General features: G+C 42.2%; 15 protein-coding genes. 8 read left to right on the forward strand and 7 right to left on the reverse strand.

The genetic code is table 11. The features are described from left to right. Nucleotides 1-151: 151 nt before the first annotated feature. The 4 genes from Q0R88_RS18350 to Q0R88_RS18365 form a co-directional block, all read right to left on the reverse strand. The gene (locus Q0R88_RS18350) at nucleotides 152-2,356 is read right to left on the reverse strand and encodes a sigma 54-interacting transcriptional regulator (RefSeq protein ID WP_295718907.1); all 2,205 of its coding nucleotides are present in this window, start codon (nucleotides 2,354-2,356) and stop codon (nucleotides 152-154) included. Between the two features lie 249 nt (nucleotides 2,357-2,605). Then, the gene (locus Q0R88_RS18355; protein WP_295718909.1) at nucleotides 2,606-3,037 is read right to left on the reverse strand and encodes a lipocalin-like domain-containing protein; all 432 of its coding nucleotides are present in this window, start codon (nucleotides 3,035-3,037) and stop codon (nucleotides 2,606-2,608) included. Nucleotides 3,038-3,060: 23 nt separating this feature from the next. Further along, nucleotides 3,061-3,603, reverse strand: a complete 543-nt coding sequence (locus Q0R88_RS18360) for a carboxymuconolactone decarboxylase family protein (protein WP_295718911.1) — start codon at nucleotides 3,601-3,603, stop codon at nucleotides 3,061-3,063. Nucleotides 3,604-3,626: 23 nt separating this feature from the next. Then, on the reverse strand, nucleotides 3,627-4,469 hold the full coding sequence (locus Q0R88_RS18365; protein ID WP_295718913.1) for an oxidoreductase: 843 nt from the start codon (nucleotides 4,467-4,469) through the stop codon (nucleotides 3,627-3,629). A 340-nt stretch (nucleotides 4,470-4,809) separates the two neighbouring features. Here Q0R88_RS18365 and Q0R88_RS18370 point away from each other — a divergent pair, with 340 nt between their 5' ends. The 3 genes from Q0R88_RS18370 to Q0R88_RS18380 all read left to right on the forward strand — a co-directional run bounded on the left by Q0R88_RS18370 (nucleotide 4,810) and on the right by Q0R88_RS18380 (nucleotide 7,160). Further along, entirely contained in the window at nucleotides 4,810-5,532 is a 723-nt protein-coding gene (locus Q0R88_RS18370) for a hypothetical protein (RefSeq protein WP_295718915.1), read from the forward strand. Between the two features lie 3 nt (nucleotides 5,533-5,535). Then, nucleotides 5,536-6,312 (forward strand): MBL fold metallo-hydrolase, encoded by a 777-nt coding sequence (locus Q0R88_RS18375; RefSeq protein WP_295718916.1) that lies wholly within the window; start codon nucleotides 5,536-5,538, stop codon nucleotides 6,310-6,312. A gap of 107 nt (nucleotides 6,313-6,419) precedes the next feature. Further along, the gene (locus tag Q0R88_RS18380) at nucleotides 6,420-7,160 is read left to right on the forward strand and encodes an SDR family oxidoreductase (protein WP_295718917.1); all 741 of its coding nucleotides are present in this window, start codon (nucleotides 6,420-6,422) and stop codon (nucleotides 7,158-7,160) included. A 150-nt stretch (nucleotides 7,161-7,310) separates the two neighbouring features. On the opposite strand, the gene Q0R88_RS18385 is transcribed toward Q0R88_RS18380, so the two are convergent. Then, nucleotides 7,311-7,511 (reverse strand): hypothetical protein, encoded by a 201-nt coding sequence (locus tag Q0R88_RS18385; protein ID WP_295718918.1) that lies wholly within the window; start codon nucleotides 7,509-7,511, stop codon nucleotides 7,311-7,313. A 220-nt stretch (nucleotides 7,512-7,731) separates the two neighbouring features. Between Q0R88_RS18385 and Q0R88_RS18390 the strand changes: the two genes are divergently transcribed. The 4 genes from Q0R88_RS18390 to Q0R88_RS18405 all read left to right on the forward strand — a co-directional run bounded on the left by Q0R88_RS18390 (nucleotide 7,732) and on the right by Q0R88_RS18405 (nucleotide 10,245). Continuing rightward, nucleotides 7,732-8,325 (forward strand): TetR/AcrR family transcriptional regulator, encoded by a 594-nt coding sequence (locus tag Q0R88_RS18390; protein WP_295718920.1) that lies wholly within the window; start codon nucleotides 7,732-7,734, stop codon nucleotides 8,323-8,325. A 263-nt stretch (nucleotides 8,326-8,588) separates the two neighbouring features. After that, nucleotides 8,589-9,389: an alpha/beta hydrolase gene (locus tag Q0R88_RS18395; RefSeq protein WP_295718922.1), complete on the forward strand. Its 801-nt coding sequence runs from the start codon at nucleotides 8,589-8,591 to the stop codon at nucleotides 9,387-9,389. Between the two features lie 70 nt (nucleotides 9,390-9,459). Further along, on the forward strand, nucleotides 9,460-9,819 hold the full coding sequence (locus tag Q0R88_RS18400) for an EthD domain-containing protein (protein ID WP_295718925.1): 360 nt from the start codon (nucleotides 9,460-9,462) through the stop codon (nucleotides 9,817-9,819). A gap of 6 nt (nucleotides 9,820-9,825) precedes the next feature. Further along, entirely contained in the window at nucleotides 9,826-10,245 is a 420-nt protein-coding gene (locus Q0R88_RS18405) for a hypothetical protein (protein WP_295718928.1), read from the forward strand. 86 nt (nucleotides 10,246-10,331) lie between these two features. Here Q0R88_RS18405 and Q0R88_RS18410 read toward each other — a convergent pair whose 3' ends face one another. Both Q0R88_RS18410 and Q0R88_RS18415 read right to left on the reverse strand, forming a co-directional pair. Continuing rightward, nucleotides 10,332-11,366, reverse strand: coding sequence for a zinc-dependent alcohol dehydrogenase family protein (locus tag Q0R88_RS18410; protein ID WP_295718931.1), 1,035 nt, complete (start codon nucleotides 11,364-11,366; stop codon nucleotides 10,332-10,334). Between the two features lie 14 nt (nucleotides 11,367-11,380). After that, on the reverse strand, nucleotides 11,381-12,526 hold the full coding sequence (locus tag Q0R88_RS18415; protein WP_295718933.1) for an alkene reductase: 1,146 nt from the start codon (nucleotides 12,524-12,526) through the stop codon (nucleotides 11,381-11,383). A gap of 244 nt (nucleotides 12,527-12,770) precedes the next feature. On the opposite strand from Q0R88_RS18415, the gene Q0R88_RS18420 reads away from it, so the two are divergent. Further along, the gene (locus Q0R88_RS18420) at nucleotides 12,771-14,201 is read left to right on the forward strand and encodes a PLP-dependent aminotransferase family protein (RefSeq protein WP_295718935.1); all 1,431 of its coding nucleotides are present in this window, start codon (nucleotides 12,771-12,773) and stop codon (nucleotides 14,199-14,201) included. The last annotated feature ends 26 nt before the right edge of the window (nucleotides 14,202-14,227 follow it).

A 14,227-nucleotide genomic window follows, 5' to 3' on the forward strand; every position in this document is an offset into this window, starting at 1 on the left:
AATAAACCTCAAGACAATAACCTGCCAAACAAGGGCCATGTTTTATCTTATTACCTTTCAGCTTTTTATGAAATAAACAGTTTGATAAAGTCGTCTTATATCGCCAATTCCCCATAAAAAATGACGATATAAAACATTTTTTGAAAGCAGATCAGTTCTTTCCAGGAAAAGCTCGCCTTATTTTCAGGCGCCTCATTTTAGAATTTAATGTAGATGCTGGCACTTTAAGTACATCGGCCGCTCCGCCAATGCCGGCAACCTTATTATTACATTTTTTCAGCACAAACAAAATGTGTTCGCGTTCCACTTCGTCAATCGTTTTTATTCGGATATCCGGTATGGTTACTGCATTTTCCTCAACTTCGGTAAACGATAACGGCACTTGGTTAATTAGTGTTCCGTTTGTCAGTAGCACACAACGCTCAATGAGGTGTTCGAGTTCACGAACATTTCCGGGCCAATTGTATGCAGAGAGCTGTTTGATAACTTTGGAAGAAAAGCCAGTGATGCGCTTTGTTCCCTTTTTTAAATATTTTTCTAAAAAGTGAGTAGCCAAAATCGGGATGTCGTCCTTTCTATCCCGAAGCGGAGGCAGCGTTATTGGAAATACATTCAGCCTGAAGTAAAGGTCGCTCCTGAAATTGCCTTTCTGCACTTCATGAAGCAAATTCCGGTTAGTGGCAGCAATGATCCGTACATTGATTTTGATGACGGACGTTCCGCCGATTCTTTCTATTTCCTTTTCCTGCAAGGCCCTCAATAATTTCACCTGTAAGTCAGGCGGAAGCTCACCTACCTCATCCAAAAATAGCGTACTGTTATGAGCGAGCTCAAATTTCCCTATCCTGCGTTCAGTTGCATCGGTAAAGCTGCCTTTTTCATGGCCAAACAGTTCGCTCTCTATGAGGCTGGGAGGAAGTGAGGCGCAATTGACCTTCACCATCAATTTTTTCCTCCGGGATGAGGCATTATGAAGCGCCCTGGCAATTAGTTCTTTGCCGGTTCCTGTTTCGCCCAGGATCAACACCGAGCTGGGCGTATCGGCAACCTGCGAAACCAGGAAAAAAACCTTTTTCATTATTTCACTGGTTCCTACAATATCGCTATAGTTGTAAGTTGTTTCTATTTCTTCTTGCAGGTAATGGTTCTCTATCTCCAGTTGCTGTTTAAAGCCCTTTATCTCATTTAACTGGTTTTCTATCTTCTCGTTGGTTATGATATTGTTTAGGGCGATTGCCAGCTGCGCCGAAACTTCTTTGATCCTGTTAAGATAAAGCGCAGGTAAATTGATCTCTTCATTAAATAAAACAATAAGCAGACCAGTGTGAACATTCTGGCTTTCAAGCATCGAAATAATGGCATTTCTCCCCCCGTTCTTATAAGTCTCCTTCAGCCAGTCCGGAGCGCGCTGGCTGTTAACATCTTTAAGTTGAATTATCGCCGGCTGCGAGTGCAGCAGATTTTGATCAATCCAGTCACTATCCAGCATGAGTTCGCTATCTTTTAATTGCTGGTATTCCATTGCGACTGCATTCTTCGATGGCAAATAATTGATAAATGGCCTATAGCTTTCACCATGATTGCCGGTACGGTATATGAGTATACTGGCTTTTGGCAAAAAATGCTTTAATTTTTGATATACAAAGCGATTTAGGTCATCCCGGCTTCTAACCGCCGCAATATCACCACTTAATGCAAACAGATCAAGTTTGATCTGGTCATTTTCGGATACCTCCGTTTTTGATAATGATTCTACCTCCTGGCCTGGTGCCAAATGATCTTTTTTCAAAAGATGCTGAAACACCTGCTTTAAAATTTCCTCAACAATATTAAATACCGCATTTTCATTGCTGGTAAAGCCATTCTCCCTGTTTGTTCTTAACTGGAATGTTCCGGCAATATCGGCGCCATTAAAAATAGGGATGAAATAAGTGTATCTGAACTCAGTTTCCTTTTTATAAAAAAGTGATCCGGGAGGTATTTCGTTAATCCAATAGGATGCGCTAACCTGCCGTGTCCGTTCAGGCCTAAAATGCCTGGTTAGTGCCATCTTGCCTGATTTTGAAAAAAGCAGCGGATCAGCTACATTCAGAAATTCATGAAATTGCCCGCCATGATAAGATAGCCTGGTATGCATTGTTGAAGCTTCATTTTCAAATAGCAGCAAGTCGGCAGCATTAAAATCAATAATCTCCTTCAAATGCCTCACAACCGTTTCAAACAATTCTTTTACTTCCTGGACCGCAAAAGCCGCTATCCAAAGTTTCAGCAGGTGGCTGGCCTGGCTATTTTCTGTAACCAGCGCTAACGGCTCGTTATCCAGGGACTTGTCAACATCTTCTAAATACTTTTCCATCAGCTATCCCACTTTGAAAATAAAAGCTAAGTAAATATAATAATAAAACATCTCCTTTTTGGCGAAACCCGGTTCCTGTCACCATAGGATGATTGCGTATTACAAAAGCCAATCCAAAAAGCAACTTGTTATATAACAGGCATTTACAACAGACTCACATAAATCACTTGTTTTATTTCGCTATTTTACCATTACCTTACCATGGGTAAAGTAATGATAACGGGGGAAGCAGTTACGAAATCTCATGGGTCAGGCCCTTAACCATTCCAAACGAAAACGAGAATGTTCAGGTCCTACGGGCCCATCTGAACTTAATTGAAGACAATTATTGTTAAGATCGATTTTTCGGATTTGCCGGCTTCCCACCCATTCTGGGTAAAAACTTACCACTAACTCATGAGTCATCAATTTCAGGTTTTCATCAACATGATAAAAGCCGCTATATGCCAAATAACCCAGTTCATTGTATTTCAATTGCTCTTTTAAAAGCAAAGCCTTATCGATAAATATATCCCTGCCGGCCAGCATAATATTCACAGCAACATGGCCTCCGGGCAGGTAAAATAGCGACCCCGTTGCCTCCTTACCCAGTGGATATGAAATTACTCCGTCTTTGCTCTCCTGTTCAAAAGTGACCAGTGTCCAGGCGCCGATTACCCTTTCTGCTAAAGTGTTTTCCATGGCTTATTTAAAATCTAAGTATACTAATCCAAATCCGGGGCAAGTGGAAAATCTATCTTAAACTCACCCAGGGCGGCATACACATAATTGGTTACTCCTCTTAAATTAATTAAAAGTATGGTATCAATCACTGCGCCTTTGGTATATCCCGCTTCAATTACCCGGTCTACCAATTCGCCGTCAATATGTCCCCTCATTTCAGTCAAACTTTTGGATAGCTTCACAAGAGCATCTAATTTTTCATTAAAAGAAGCTGTACCTTTCCTTATTTCCGCCAACTGATCAGCGGTAAAACCAAGCTTTTGTAAAGAGACGTAATGAAAACTAATACAATAACGACAAAAATTAACCTGGCTTACAACAAGATTGACTACCTCCTGTTCCCTATAGGTTAGTGAGGATTTGTCAAACTCTGCTTTAACATAACGGCTTAATGCATTTTCTGAATTGGCAATAACCCCATACATATTGGGAACAAATCCCAGTAGTTTGGTGCTGGAATCGAAAACAGCCTGATTGGCTGGTGATACCTGTTCTCTTGTCTTAATTTCAAATACAGTTTTCATATTATGATTTTTGAATATTCAATTTATTGTACGTGGTCATGATCTGTGCCTGTGGAAATCTCCAGCCATTCTGTAATATCCTTACCTGTTTTTTCAACATTGTTCCTGTAAAATCCAACAGCATCACTGCCAAGCGGGAGATGAAGGGGTATATTTTCAGAATGAGCCAGCTTAATGATTGCATTTGCCAGTTTTACCGGATCGCCATTTTGATTACCATGCAATTTGGTAGCATTGGTTCTCATTTGCCCTACCGTATCCTGGTAATCACTAATTATGTTTTTAGAGGCCATCGAAGACTCCGCACTTAAAAATTCGGTGCTGAATAATCCTGGCTCAACAGCAGTAACCCGTACATTAAGCGGTGCAAGTTCTATCGCAAGGCCCTTGGAAATGCCTTCAACTGCAAATTTGGTAGAGCCATAAATTCCCCCCCCCGGTATCACATCAAATCCAAACATTGATGAGATATTGATAATATGTCCCGATCGTTGCTTACGGAAAAAAGGAAGAACAGCACGCGTTACATTTAACAAGCCGAATACATTAGTATCATACTGCTGTCTTACCTCTGCATCTGATGCCTCTTCTATTGCAGTCACCATGCCGTAACCGGCATTATTTATCAGCACATCCAACTTTCCAAAATGGGCAATAATTTCGGCTACAGCGCTTGTTGCCTGCTCCTCATAAACCACATCCAGGGTAACTACCAGGAGATTTGGATGATTACCCAATTTTTCGATAAGTTGGTTCTTGTTGTTGCGCACGCTGGCTGCAACTTTATCCCCGGCGGCAAGTGCTGCCTTAACAATTTCAAAACCGAAACCTTTAGAGGCGCCGGTCACAAATAATATTTTTTCCATCTGGTATTCCTTTTTATTTATGCAATAAATTTTATGTCATAACCAGCTGTGCCACTTTGATGCCAGTACTAAATATGCTGATTGTGAGTAACTTGAATATTAATGCCGTCATTTTATTTGTTTTATTTCACTGATTTACCGCTGGCAATTCTCAAAATGAGATCATGTGCTGCAAACCCAATTCAGCGGCGCGTGAATGTGATTTATTGATAAGACTATTGGTGTTTTAGTGATATAAAACAGTAAACACCACCTCAAGCTTTTCTAATTATTTGTACATCAAATACTTGCATACCGGCATATAATTAGCCATAGTCGCGCTACAACAAAATATAAACACATGGCAGATTTAATTGATCTGGTCATATCAGCCCATGGCGGTATGGACCAATGGAACAGCTTCAATCACATTAAAGCGCACCTGAAGGTGGATGGACACATCTGGAAAATTAAGGGCAAAACAGGCTTACTGAGCGATGGTATTTTTGAGGCAAACACACACGAACAGCTATCAGGCTATCAATCATTAGTAGCACCCTATCAAAAATCGACCTGGGAACCGGGCAAAATTATTTTGGAGGATGCGGATGGCAGCGAGCAAAGAACATTGCTAAACCCGCGGAAATCATTTGAAGGAGAAGTGCTGGAGACCCAATGGAACGATTTTCAGCCACATTACTTCAGCAACTATGCCTGGTGGACGTACTTCACCGCACCATTTAATTTTAAACTACCGGGATACCAGCTTAAGGAATTAACTCCATGGCAACAGGATGGCGAAACCTTGGAAAGGCTGGAAGTTACGTTTCCTGACTATATTGAAACTCATAACAAGGTGCAGGTATTCTACTTTGATAAAAACTATTTACTGAGGCATCACGATTACGCTCCGGATATATTACAATCTGTTCCATCATCCCAATATGTATGGGATTATAAGAATTTTATGGGGATTAACATTGCTACAACCAGGAGAATCTACCTCAGGAATGAGGACGCAAGCTATAATCCTATCCCTGTAATGGTATCGATAGATGTTGTTAACGTAGAATTTAGTCATTAAAAAATGGAAACACCAATTCATGTAACCTACATAGGGGGCCCAACTGTTATTTTAGAAATTGCCGGTCTGCGTATCATTACCGACCCTACGCTTGATCCCCCGGGAGTTTTCCCGGCAGGCCCCAATGATTCAATCAAGAAACTTACAGGGCCTGCTACTAATGATATCGGGCATATTGATCTGGTATTACTAAGCCACGACCAGCATGCCGATAACCTTGATAAAATGGGGAGAGAATTAATAGGACAAGTAAAACAAACATTTTCTACCATAGGCGCAGCCGAACGACTACAGGGTGCTGTAACAGGTCTTGCCCCATGGGAATCATTTACACTAATTACACCCACCGGCGAAACACTAACCATAACCGCTACACCCGCCCGTCATGGTCCTATCAATGTTGAAAAATTTGCGGGCGAGGTTATTGGCTTCGTCCTATCGGTAGCCGGGATTGACCCATTTGAAATCTATCTCACCGGCGACACTGTTTTTTACGAAGGTGTAAAAGAGGTAGCAAAACGCTTTAATCCAAAATACGTATTTATTTTTGCGGGTGCCGCAAAACCTCCGATATCCATTAACCTCACGATGGATACCAATGATGCTATCGATACCGCATTCACCTTTCCAGGAGCAACAATTATTCCCGTTCATTACGAAGGCTGGTCGCACTATTCTGAAACTGGTGAAATGATCCTCCAGTCGTTTACCGCATTCGGCATTAATGACAGGTTGAGCATACTTGAGGCTGGAAAAAGAACCCTCCTGCCCGTGAGCTGAACACGTAATGCAATTGACATCTGAAAGTAAATAAATATATAAACAGACTAAATAGTCTAAATAACAAACCATTTAGTCTATTTTTGACACATATCAATATTATAATTATGAACGATAAAAAAGTAGCTCTCATCACCGGATCGAATCGCGGTATAGGACTTGAAACAGCCAAACAACTGGGAGAATTAGGTATTACGGTAATATTGACCGCAAGGCAGCTTGAAGCCGCTGAAACAGCTGCACAACAACTCACCGAAAAAGGTATTGACGCTTATGGCATCCAATTGGACGTAACCAATGACGAAGAAAGGCAAGCCGCAGCCGCATACATATCTTCCAAATTCGGAAAGCTTGATATTCTTATAAATAACGCAGGTGTAGCGCCTAAGGATTCACTCTTTGTGAGCAAGACTGCCGAAACAACAAAAGAGGAATTCAATTATATATATGACACCAACTTTTTTAGTATTGTATACTTAACTAACGAGTTGCTTCCATTGATTAAGAAAAGCCCGGCCGGCCGCATCGTTAATTTATCCAGTATACTGGGTTCTTTAACCATACATGCACAACCAGAAAGCCCTATTGCAGGTTTTAGGGTACTTTCTTACAATTCGGCAAAGGCTGCATTAAACATGTTTACCATTCAGTTGGCTGCAGAGCTTCAGCCACTCGGAATTAAGGTAAATTCAGCTCACCCGGGTTGGGTGCAAACAGAATTAGGCGGAAACGAGCAGGCGCCTATGAGTATTACCGATGGGGCAAAAACAAGTGTTTCCCTTGCATTAATCGGCGAAGACGGACCAAATGGCAAATTGATCCACATGGGCGAAGAACTGCCCTGGTAATTATTAAAGGGTTTATAAAATTAACGTACGGCGGCCGGCATTATATGACCGGCTTTCCGTTTTATCTCTGCTTATAAGGAAAATAAAACTCATTAAAGAAAACCATTACGGTATAAGTGCCATTCTCGCTTATTCCCTTATCTGGCTTTGCTACCGATATTTATATACCCTCATTGCCGCCAAGGGCCAGCCACCTGGGGTTACAGCTGCTGCAGTGCAATTAACACTGGTGTTTTTTATGGTAAGTTCAGGTATCGGCCAGTTATTTGTTGGCAGCTTGCTCGATAGCTTTGGCAGATACCGGCTTGGATTGGCATCATAACAATCAAAACCAGCAATGGCTTGGAGCATCCTATATCTGTTTCGCACTCCTGTGTTTAACCGCATTTGCATTATTTGCAAGGGTAAGGAGAAAGATTAACGCCAGGAACCTTTCCTTTGTTCCTGAAACTGTTACCGCTTAAAACAAACCTGGCGTTGTACGGCATCGGGTGCCAAAAGCTATAAAAGCTGACACTATAAGTAGATGGACATAAACCATTTGGTCTATATTTGGGCATTTAAATAAACAATGGGTAAATCTGAAACAAAGAAACAATTGATCATCGAAAGCGCCGCGATACTATTTAATGAGAAGGGTATTGCGGGCACTTCTGTTGATGATATTATTGCAGCCACCGATACATCAAAAGGATGTTTTTACGGGCATTTTGAAAGCAAGGAAGAGTTATCTTTTGCGTCTGTTGATTATTTGTTTGATAAAATGACCGGGAGAAGGAATACTGCTTTGGATAAACATGTTAAAGCTGTAGATAAGATTCATGCCTTTATGGATATGAATAAAAATCCTTTGAAAAGTTATTTCAAAGGCGGGTGCCCCATAATAAACCTTTCTACAGAAAGTGATGATACCAACTCTACGATCAAAAAAAAGGTAAAAACAATGATCAATACCGCAATAAGCCAGTTTACTTTAATATTGCAGAGTGGTATAGACCGGGGCGAACTATCGGAGAACCTTGCCCCTGCTGAGTTTGCCAATAAGATGTTTGTATCTATTGAAGGTGCTAATGCCATTTGCAGGGTGCTGAACAGCGCCGGCCCGATGCGCCTGGTTATTGACAGCCTTAAAAAAGAATTAGCATCATACACACTTACTCCCTGAAATACCAGGATTCACCTTGCATTTTCCTGTGCCCCCCCTTCTGTCATCTAACAATGCAACTATTTGTTGTAGAATAAACTATGGTGCTACACATGTCATTCGCGCTTTAAAAAGCGGGAAATGGCTTGGTTAAATAACGAAATAAAACGGATGATTTGACCTTGTCTTAAATCAAGTTGCTGTAATTCAATTATTTAATATATTGGTACGCACCTTGCCTTTCTGTATTGAAAATAATAACAAACAATTAAAAAAAATCAATCATGAAAGGTAAAATCTGGAAACTATTCTACAAAAAAGGAGAAAAAATGAAAACGCTTTTTTCCCTTATCATCATCGCTCTAACCACATTACTAATGAGTGCTCCGGCACAGGCACAAGTTAAAAATATTGTGTTGGTTCACGGTGCCTGGGCGGATGTTTCCGGCTGGGAACCGATCTATAAAATACTTACCGCCAAAGGGTATCATGTAGATATGGTGAGCAATGCTAACCTAACATTCACCGGGGATGTTGCAGCAGTAAAAGCAGTGCTTGCAAAGCAAAAGGGCCCGGTAATTCTTGTTGGGCATTCATATGGCGGGGCAGTGATTACCGAGGCCGGGGACACATCCAATGTTGTGGGCCTGGTTTACATATCAGCCTTTGCACCGGATGCCGGCGAATCGCTTTTAGGCCTTTTAAAGGCTGGTCCGCCCAACCCGGAATCAGGCATTCTACTGCCACCTGTCGACGGATTAATCTGGTATGATGTGGCTAAATTCCATAAGGACTTTTGCCCCGACCTTCCTGCCGGCCAGGCCGATTTCATGGCTCATTCTCAAACGCCATCCGGGTTAGCAACATTTACAACGCCGTTAACTAAAGCGGCATGGAAAACAAAACCAAGCTGGTACATCGTATCCACCCAGGATCGAATGATTCCACCTGATGCCGAACGCTTTATGGCAAAAAGGGCTAAAGCGAAGGTTACAGAAATTCAGGCAAGCCATGTGGCATTCATCTCACATCCTAAAGAGGTTGCCGATATAATAATAGCTGCCTCTAACAATGAAGCTAAATAATTGACTGTAGCGGTAATCTATGTACACAAAAACTGTTCATGGATTACCATTATCAAAAAAATCAAAATTTATGATAAAGCTAGCTATACTTGTTCCCCGCAGGTCAGACCTGACGCTGGAAGAATTTAAGACTCATTGGAAAGATATTCACGGCCCTTTATTTTCGAGCCAGCCAGAAGTAAAGCGTTACGTTAGGAAATACATCCAGGTGCATAGTACAGGCGAGCACCTGGATCAGTTCCCGGTTGCCTCCTTTGATGGCATTGCCGAAATCTGGTTTGACCAGATGGAAGATATCAACAAAGTTTTCGGCACAGAAAACTATCTGAAAACCATAGCTCCTGATGAAGCCAAATTTATCGACAGGGAAAATATTCTTTGGATATACGCCACAGAAAATATAGTTATCGATCTTAAAAACCAGCAATAAAACATCATGACAGATCAACTATTAACCGACCAGAATAAGGCATTGGTGCATAGTTTTTATGCAGGCGGTACAAACAGCGAAGCCAAAGAATATGGGGAGATTTTTCACCCCGAATTTAAAGTGACCGCCCCCGATTACCTCCCCTGGGGTGGCACAAGCAATCTTAAAACCTACCTGGAAGATGTTTTGCTGCAGGTAACAGCAGTGCTTGATTTTAAGCGTTGCGAGATCATTTCACTTATTGGCGAAAATGATGCCGTTGTTATTGTAATAGATATCGGGATCATGGATACACCACATACCGTAAGGATATCTGAGCACTGGTCAATACAAAAGGGTAAGGCCATTAATTTATGGGTAGCTTATTTTGAGCCACAACAGCTTGTGGAGGCGATTGAAAAAAATGCCGCCGGGCGCGATATTTAAAAACATATACCTGGCTTATTAAAAATAAAAAAAGGAACCGGGCCCAAGCCGCGTTCCTTTTTTTATTTTCTGATATGTGTGCCTGGTTATATAGTAACCACGATCTTACCTATCTGCTCGTTGGATTCCAGGAAACGGTGCGCTTCAACAATCTGCTCAAAGGGAAATATTTTGGCAATTACTGGTTCAAGAAAACCTTCCGCAAGTCCCTTAAAAATAAATTTCCGGGCCTTTTCTACACGTTCCGGATCCTTCGTGGTATCCCAAACCGTATGGCCGCGAATCACTGGAATTTTATTCAATACCTCTATCAACGGCAATGGAGTAACCTCATCACTTAACGCGCCATATAAAAATATTTGACCGCCACGGGCTAATGATTCCAGCAATTTGGCAAACATAGGGCCACCTACCGGGTCGAAAATAACTTCAGCACCTCTGCCATTCGTAATTTTCATTACTTCGGCTACTATATCCTCCTCTTCCGTTGCAATCACGTAGGCTGCACCGGCCTCTAATAGTCTTTGTTTTTTTAAACCAGAACGCGTTATGGCAACAGGTATGGCCCCTACCATATTGGCTACCTGGATAGCTGCAAGCCCCACACTGCTTGAAGCAGCCGGAATTAACACAAACTCACCAGCGGAAACTTTGGCTATATCAATAAGGGCGCTGTATGAAGTAATAAAGGGATTCCAGATTGCTGCCACCTGTTCAAAAGCTAACAAGGGCGGGCTTTTGATCACTGCGTGCTGCGGGATCAAAATTAATTCGCCATATACACCATAATCATTTTGTGAAAAAGCCGGGATAGTGCCCACTTCATCGCCTACCTTTAAATGTTTTACGTCACTTCCTACAGCATCTACAATACCCGAGGCATCATAACCCAAACGGGCCGGCAATACCGGGGCTTCAATATAATTCCCCGACCTCCACATGGATTCGGCACGGTTCAGCCCGATGGCTTTAACCCGTATCCTGACCTCATGACTTGCCGGCGCCGGAATTTCCAAATTCTCAATCTCAAGTACTTCCGGGCCTCCGGTTTTACTAAAACGTATTACCCGGGCCATTTCTGTTCCACTTGTTGTGGATCCTGACTTATCTGTTGTTTTCATTTGAATAGCGTCCATCAGGCTGAAAGTGCTTCTTCTTCTTTGTAAAACGGATAATCGTTATAGCCACGTGCATCGCCTCCGTAAAACGTATCCCTGTCATAGACATTAAGCGGCAGGTTATTTTTAAGACGGAAAACCAGATCGGGGTTGGCAATAAAATGCCTTCCGAAAGCTACCAGGTCAGCATTTCCTTTTTGAAGGATATCATTGGCTTTTTCGCCATCAAAACCACCGGCTGCAATGATGGTGCCTTTGAAAATTTTACGCAGATGCATAGCAGCCACCGGCTCCAGGTCTTCTACTTCTTCAACAGAACCTTTAACACGCGGTTCGATAAGGTGAAGATAGGCCAACCCAAATTTATTAAGCTGTTCTGCCGCATAGCCAAACAGCGCGATAGGGTCGCTATCAAACATGGAAGCAAATGTTCCGCTTGGCCCTAAACGTACCGCAACACGATTGGCACCCCAAACCTCAACCAGGGCTTCAACAATCTCCAGCATAAAACGTACGCGGTTTTCAATAGAACCACCATAGATATCGGTGCGTTGATTGGAACCATCCTGAAGGAACTGATCTACCAGGTAACCATTGGCGCCGTGTAATTCTACACCGTCAAATCCAGCCTCTTTGGCTCTTATGGCAGCTTTGCGGTAATCTTCTACCATTGCCTTCACCTCTTCGGTGGTCATCGCCCGGTTCAGGTCGGTTGGCAACCAGCCAGTGGGTGTATATACAAAATCTTCAAATTCTATAGCGGATGCACCTATCGGCTGATCGCCATTTGGCTGCAGGCTTCTGTGTGATTGACGGCCAACATGAAAAAGCTGATCAAAAATAATTCCGCCCTTGTTATGTACAGCGGCGGTCACCCTTTTCCAGCCTTCTACCTGCTCATCGGTGTAGATGCCCGGGGCACCATAATAACCATGACCGGTTTCGGAAATGACAGTGCCTTCGGCCACGATATACCCACCCTGGGTAGCACGCTGGCTATAATGCTCAACCAAAAGATCGTTGGGAACAAAATCCGACTCGGTACGCATGCGGGTTAATGGAGCCATAACTACACGGTGAGTAAGCTTGTATGGTCCTAATTGAACAGGTGTAAACAGATCTGTACTATTTACAGCTGTTTCAGTATTGTTATTTGTTTGCATTTTTAAATGAATAATTTTTAAACTTTAACCAATCGAAATAACCAGGTTATTTCGATTGATCTTCGGGTCAAAGTTCAGGTTTAATAGGGCACACAAAAAGATACAGTTGGCATCAAAAAAAAGATATCAGTTGCATATTTAAGTCTTGTTTATAAATCTGTTAACCAATTGCAATATTCCCTTGTTACCGGGTCTGTCCCCGTTTATTAGGCGTATTTTTGTTAGATATTTATGGAGGTATCTAATGAGTCACAAAGCTTTCCGCTATGAACAGGTAGTTCATAAATTAGAAGAAACGATTATCGGACTCGGGCTGCAGCCGGGTGATAAACTCCCCTCGGTACGCAGGGTGAAGGATGAACTGAAGGTTAGTTTAACCACGGTAAACCAGGCCTATGCTATCCTTGAAGCAAAGGGGGCCGTTATTTCAAGGCCGGGTTCGGGTTATTACATCAACTCTTTTAATAAAAACCCACTGGCCAGGTCGGCAGCCAAAAATTTAGTCCCGCTACCCGAAATTGTTGAGGTAAGCAGCATGGCCGCGGCTATGATAAAAAACACGGTTAAACATAGCGTAATTAATTTTTCATCACTTGCCCCTATCAATGAATACCTTCCTATCACTAAGCTCAACAAAGCCATGCAGGCTTCGGCAAAGGAGGAAAAAAACATTTTTCAATACTCCTTTTTAGAAGGTCATCCCCGCTTGCAAAAACAAATAGCATTACAGTCTTTTGAATGGAAAAAGAGCATCAAACAGGAAGAGATATTGATAACCAATGGATCAACAGAGGCCATTGGGCTTTGCCTTGATGTACTGACCAAACCCGGTGACATTGTTGCCGTTGAATCGCCAACATATGCCGGCCTCCTGCAATGCCTGGAAAGTAAAGGCTTAAAAGCTTTAGCCATTAGCATGGATCCCATTACCGGCCTAAATCTTGATGAATTGGAAACCGCATTGGCTACAAATAAAGTTGCCGCTTGCTTGTTTATGCCGGTTTGTCAAAATCCGTACGGTTGCTCCATGTCCGAAGAAAGTAAGATAAAGCTAGTAAATATGCTGGGTGAAAAAAGCATCCCCATGATTGAGGATGATACTTTAGGCGAGCTCAACTTTGCCAAATCAAGACCCTTGCCTGCCAAAGCTTATGACAGTTATAACAACGTGCTCTTGTGTTCTTCGTTTTCTAAATCACTGGTTCCCGGTTTCAGAATTGGATGGGTAGCCGGGGCAAGGTATCATGCGGAGATCGAAAAACTCAAGTTCTCGGCCAATATTTCAACCAATGGATTATTGCAGGATACCATAGGCCGATTTTTAGAAACCGGCAATTACCACGCTCATATTAAAAAACTGCGCGAGTTTGCACAAATTCAAATTATAAAATACAGGAATACGATACAGGAGTATTTTCCGGATACTGTAAAAATAAGCTGCCCTAAAGGTGGCTACAGTTTATGGATAGAGCTGCCCGAAAACTTAAACGCGTTAGTACTACAGCGCGAAGCTCTGAAATATGGTATCGGGTTTTGCCCCGGTCAAATATTTTCGGCTTCAGATAGATATAAAAATTGCATGCGCATTAACTGCTGCCCTTTATGGAGCAGTAAAATTGCCGATGCATTAAAAATGCTGGGAAAATTAGTTCACGCCCTATCAGACGGGCATTGATCTACCTTTTCTAAAAAAATAAAAGC

Origin of the sequence: Mucilaginibacter sp. (assembly GCF_025362475.1) — a bacterium.
In the GTDB taxonomy this organism is placed as follows: domain Bacteria; phylum Bacteroidota; class Bacteroidia; order Sphingobacteriales; family Sphingobacteriaceae; genus Mucilaginibacter.

Bases quoted from the DNA above. Each gene is read 5' to 3' on its own strand.
- Q0R88_RS18350 (WP_295718907.1), bottom strand. From the start codon at position 2,356: ATGGAAAAGTATTTAGAAGATGTTGACAAGTCCCTGGATAACGAGCCG.
- Q0R88_RS18355 (WP_295718909.1), bottom strand. From the start codon at position 3,037: ATGGAAAACACTTTAGCAGAAAGGGTAATCGGCGCCTGGACACTGGTC.
- Q0R88_RS18360 (WP_295718911.1), bottom strand. From the start codon at position 3,603: ATGAAAACTGTATTTGAAATTAAGACAAGAGAACAGGTATCACCAGCC.
- Q0R88_RS18365 (WP_295718913.1), bottom strand. From the start codon at position 4,469: ATGGAAAAAATATTATTTGTGACCGGCGCCTCTAAAGGTTTCGGTTTT.
- Q0R88_RS18370 (WP_295718915.1), top strand. From the start codon at position 4,810: ATGGCAGATTTAATTGATCTGGTCATATCAGCCCATGGCGGTATGGAC.
- Q0R88_RS18375 (WP_295718916.1), top strand. From the start codon at position 5,536: ATGGAAACACCAATTCATGTAACCTACATAGGGGGCCCAACTGTTATT.
- Q0R88_RS18380 (WP_295718917.1), top strand. From the start codon at position 6,420: ATGAACGATAAAAAAGTAGCTCTCATCACCGGATCGAATCGCGGTATA.
- Q0R88_RS18385 (WP_295718918.1), bottom strand. From the start codon at position 7,511: ATGCTCCAAGCCATTGCTGGTTTTGATTGTTATGATGCCAATCCAAGC.
- Q0R88_RS18390 (WP_295718920.1), top strand. From the start codon at position 7,732: ATGGGTAAATCTGAAACAAAGAAACAATTGATCATCGAAAGCGCCGCG.
- Q0R88_RS18395 (WP_295718922.1), top strand. From the start codon at position 8,589: ATGAAAGGTAAAATCTGGAAACTATTCTACAAAAAAGGAGAAAAAATG.
- Q0R88_RS18400 (WP_295718925.1), top strand. From the start codon at position 9,460: ATGATAAAGCTAGCTATACTTGTTCCCCGCAGGTCAGACCTGACGCTG.
- Q0R88_RS18405 (WP_295718928.1), top strand. From the start codon at position 9,826: ATGACAGATCAACTATTAACCGACCAGAATAAGGCATTGGTGCATAGT.
- Q0R88_RS18410 (WP_295718931.1), bottom strand. From the start codon at position 11,366: ATGAAAACAACAGATAAGTCAGGATCCACAACAAGTGGAACAGAAATG.
- Q0R88_RS18415 (WP_295718933.1), bottom strand. From the start codon at position 12,526: ATGCAAACAAATAACAATACTGAAACAGCTGTAAATAGTACAGATCTG.
- Q0R88_RS18420 (WP_295718935.1), top strand. From the start codon at position 12,771: ATGAGTCACAAAGCTTTCCGCTATGAACAGGTAGTTCATAAATTAGAA.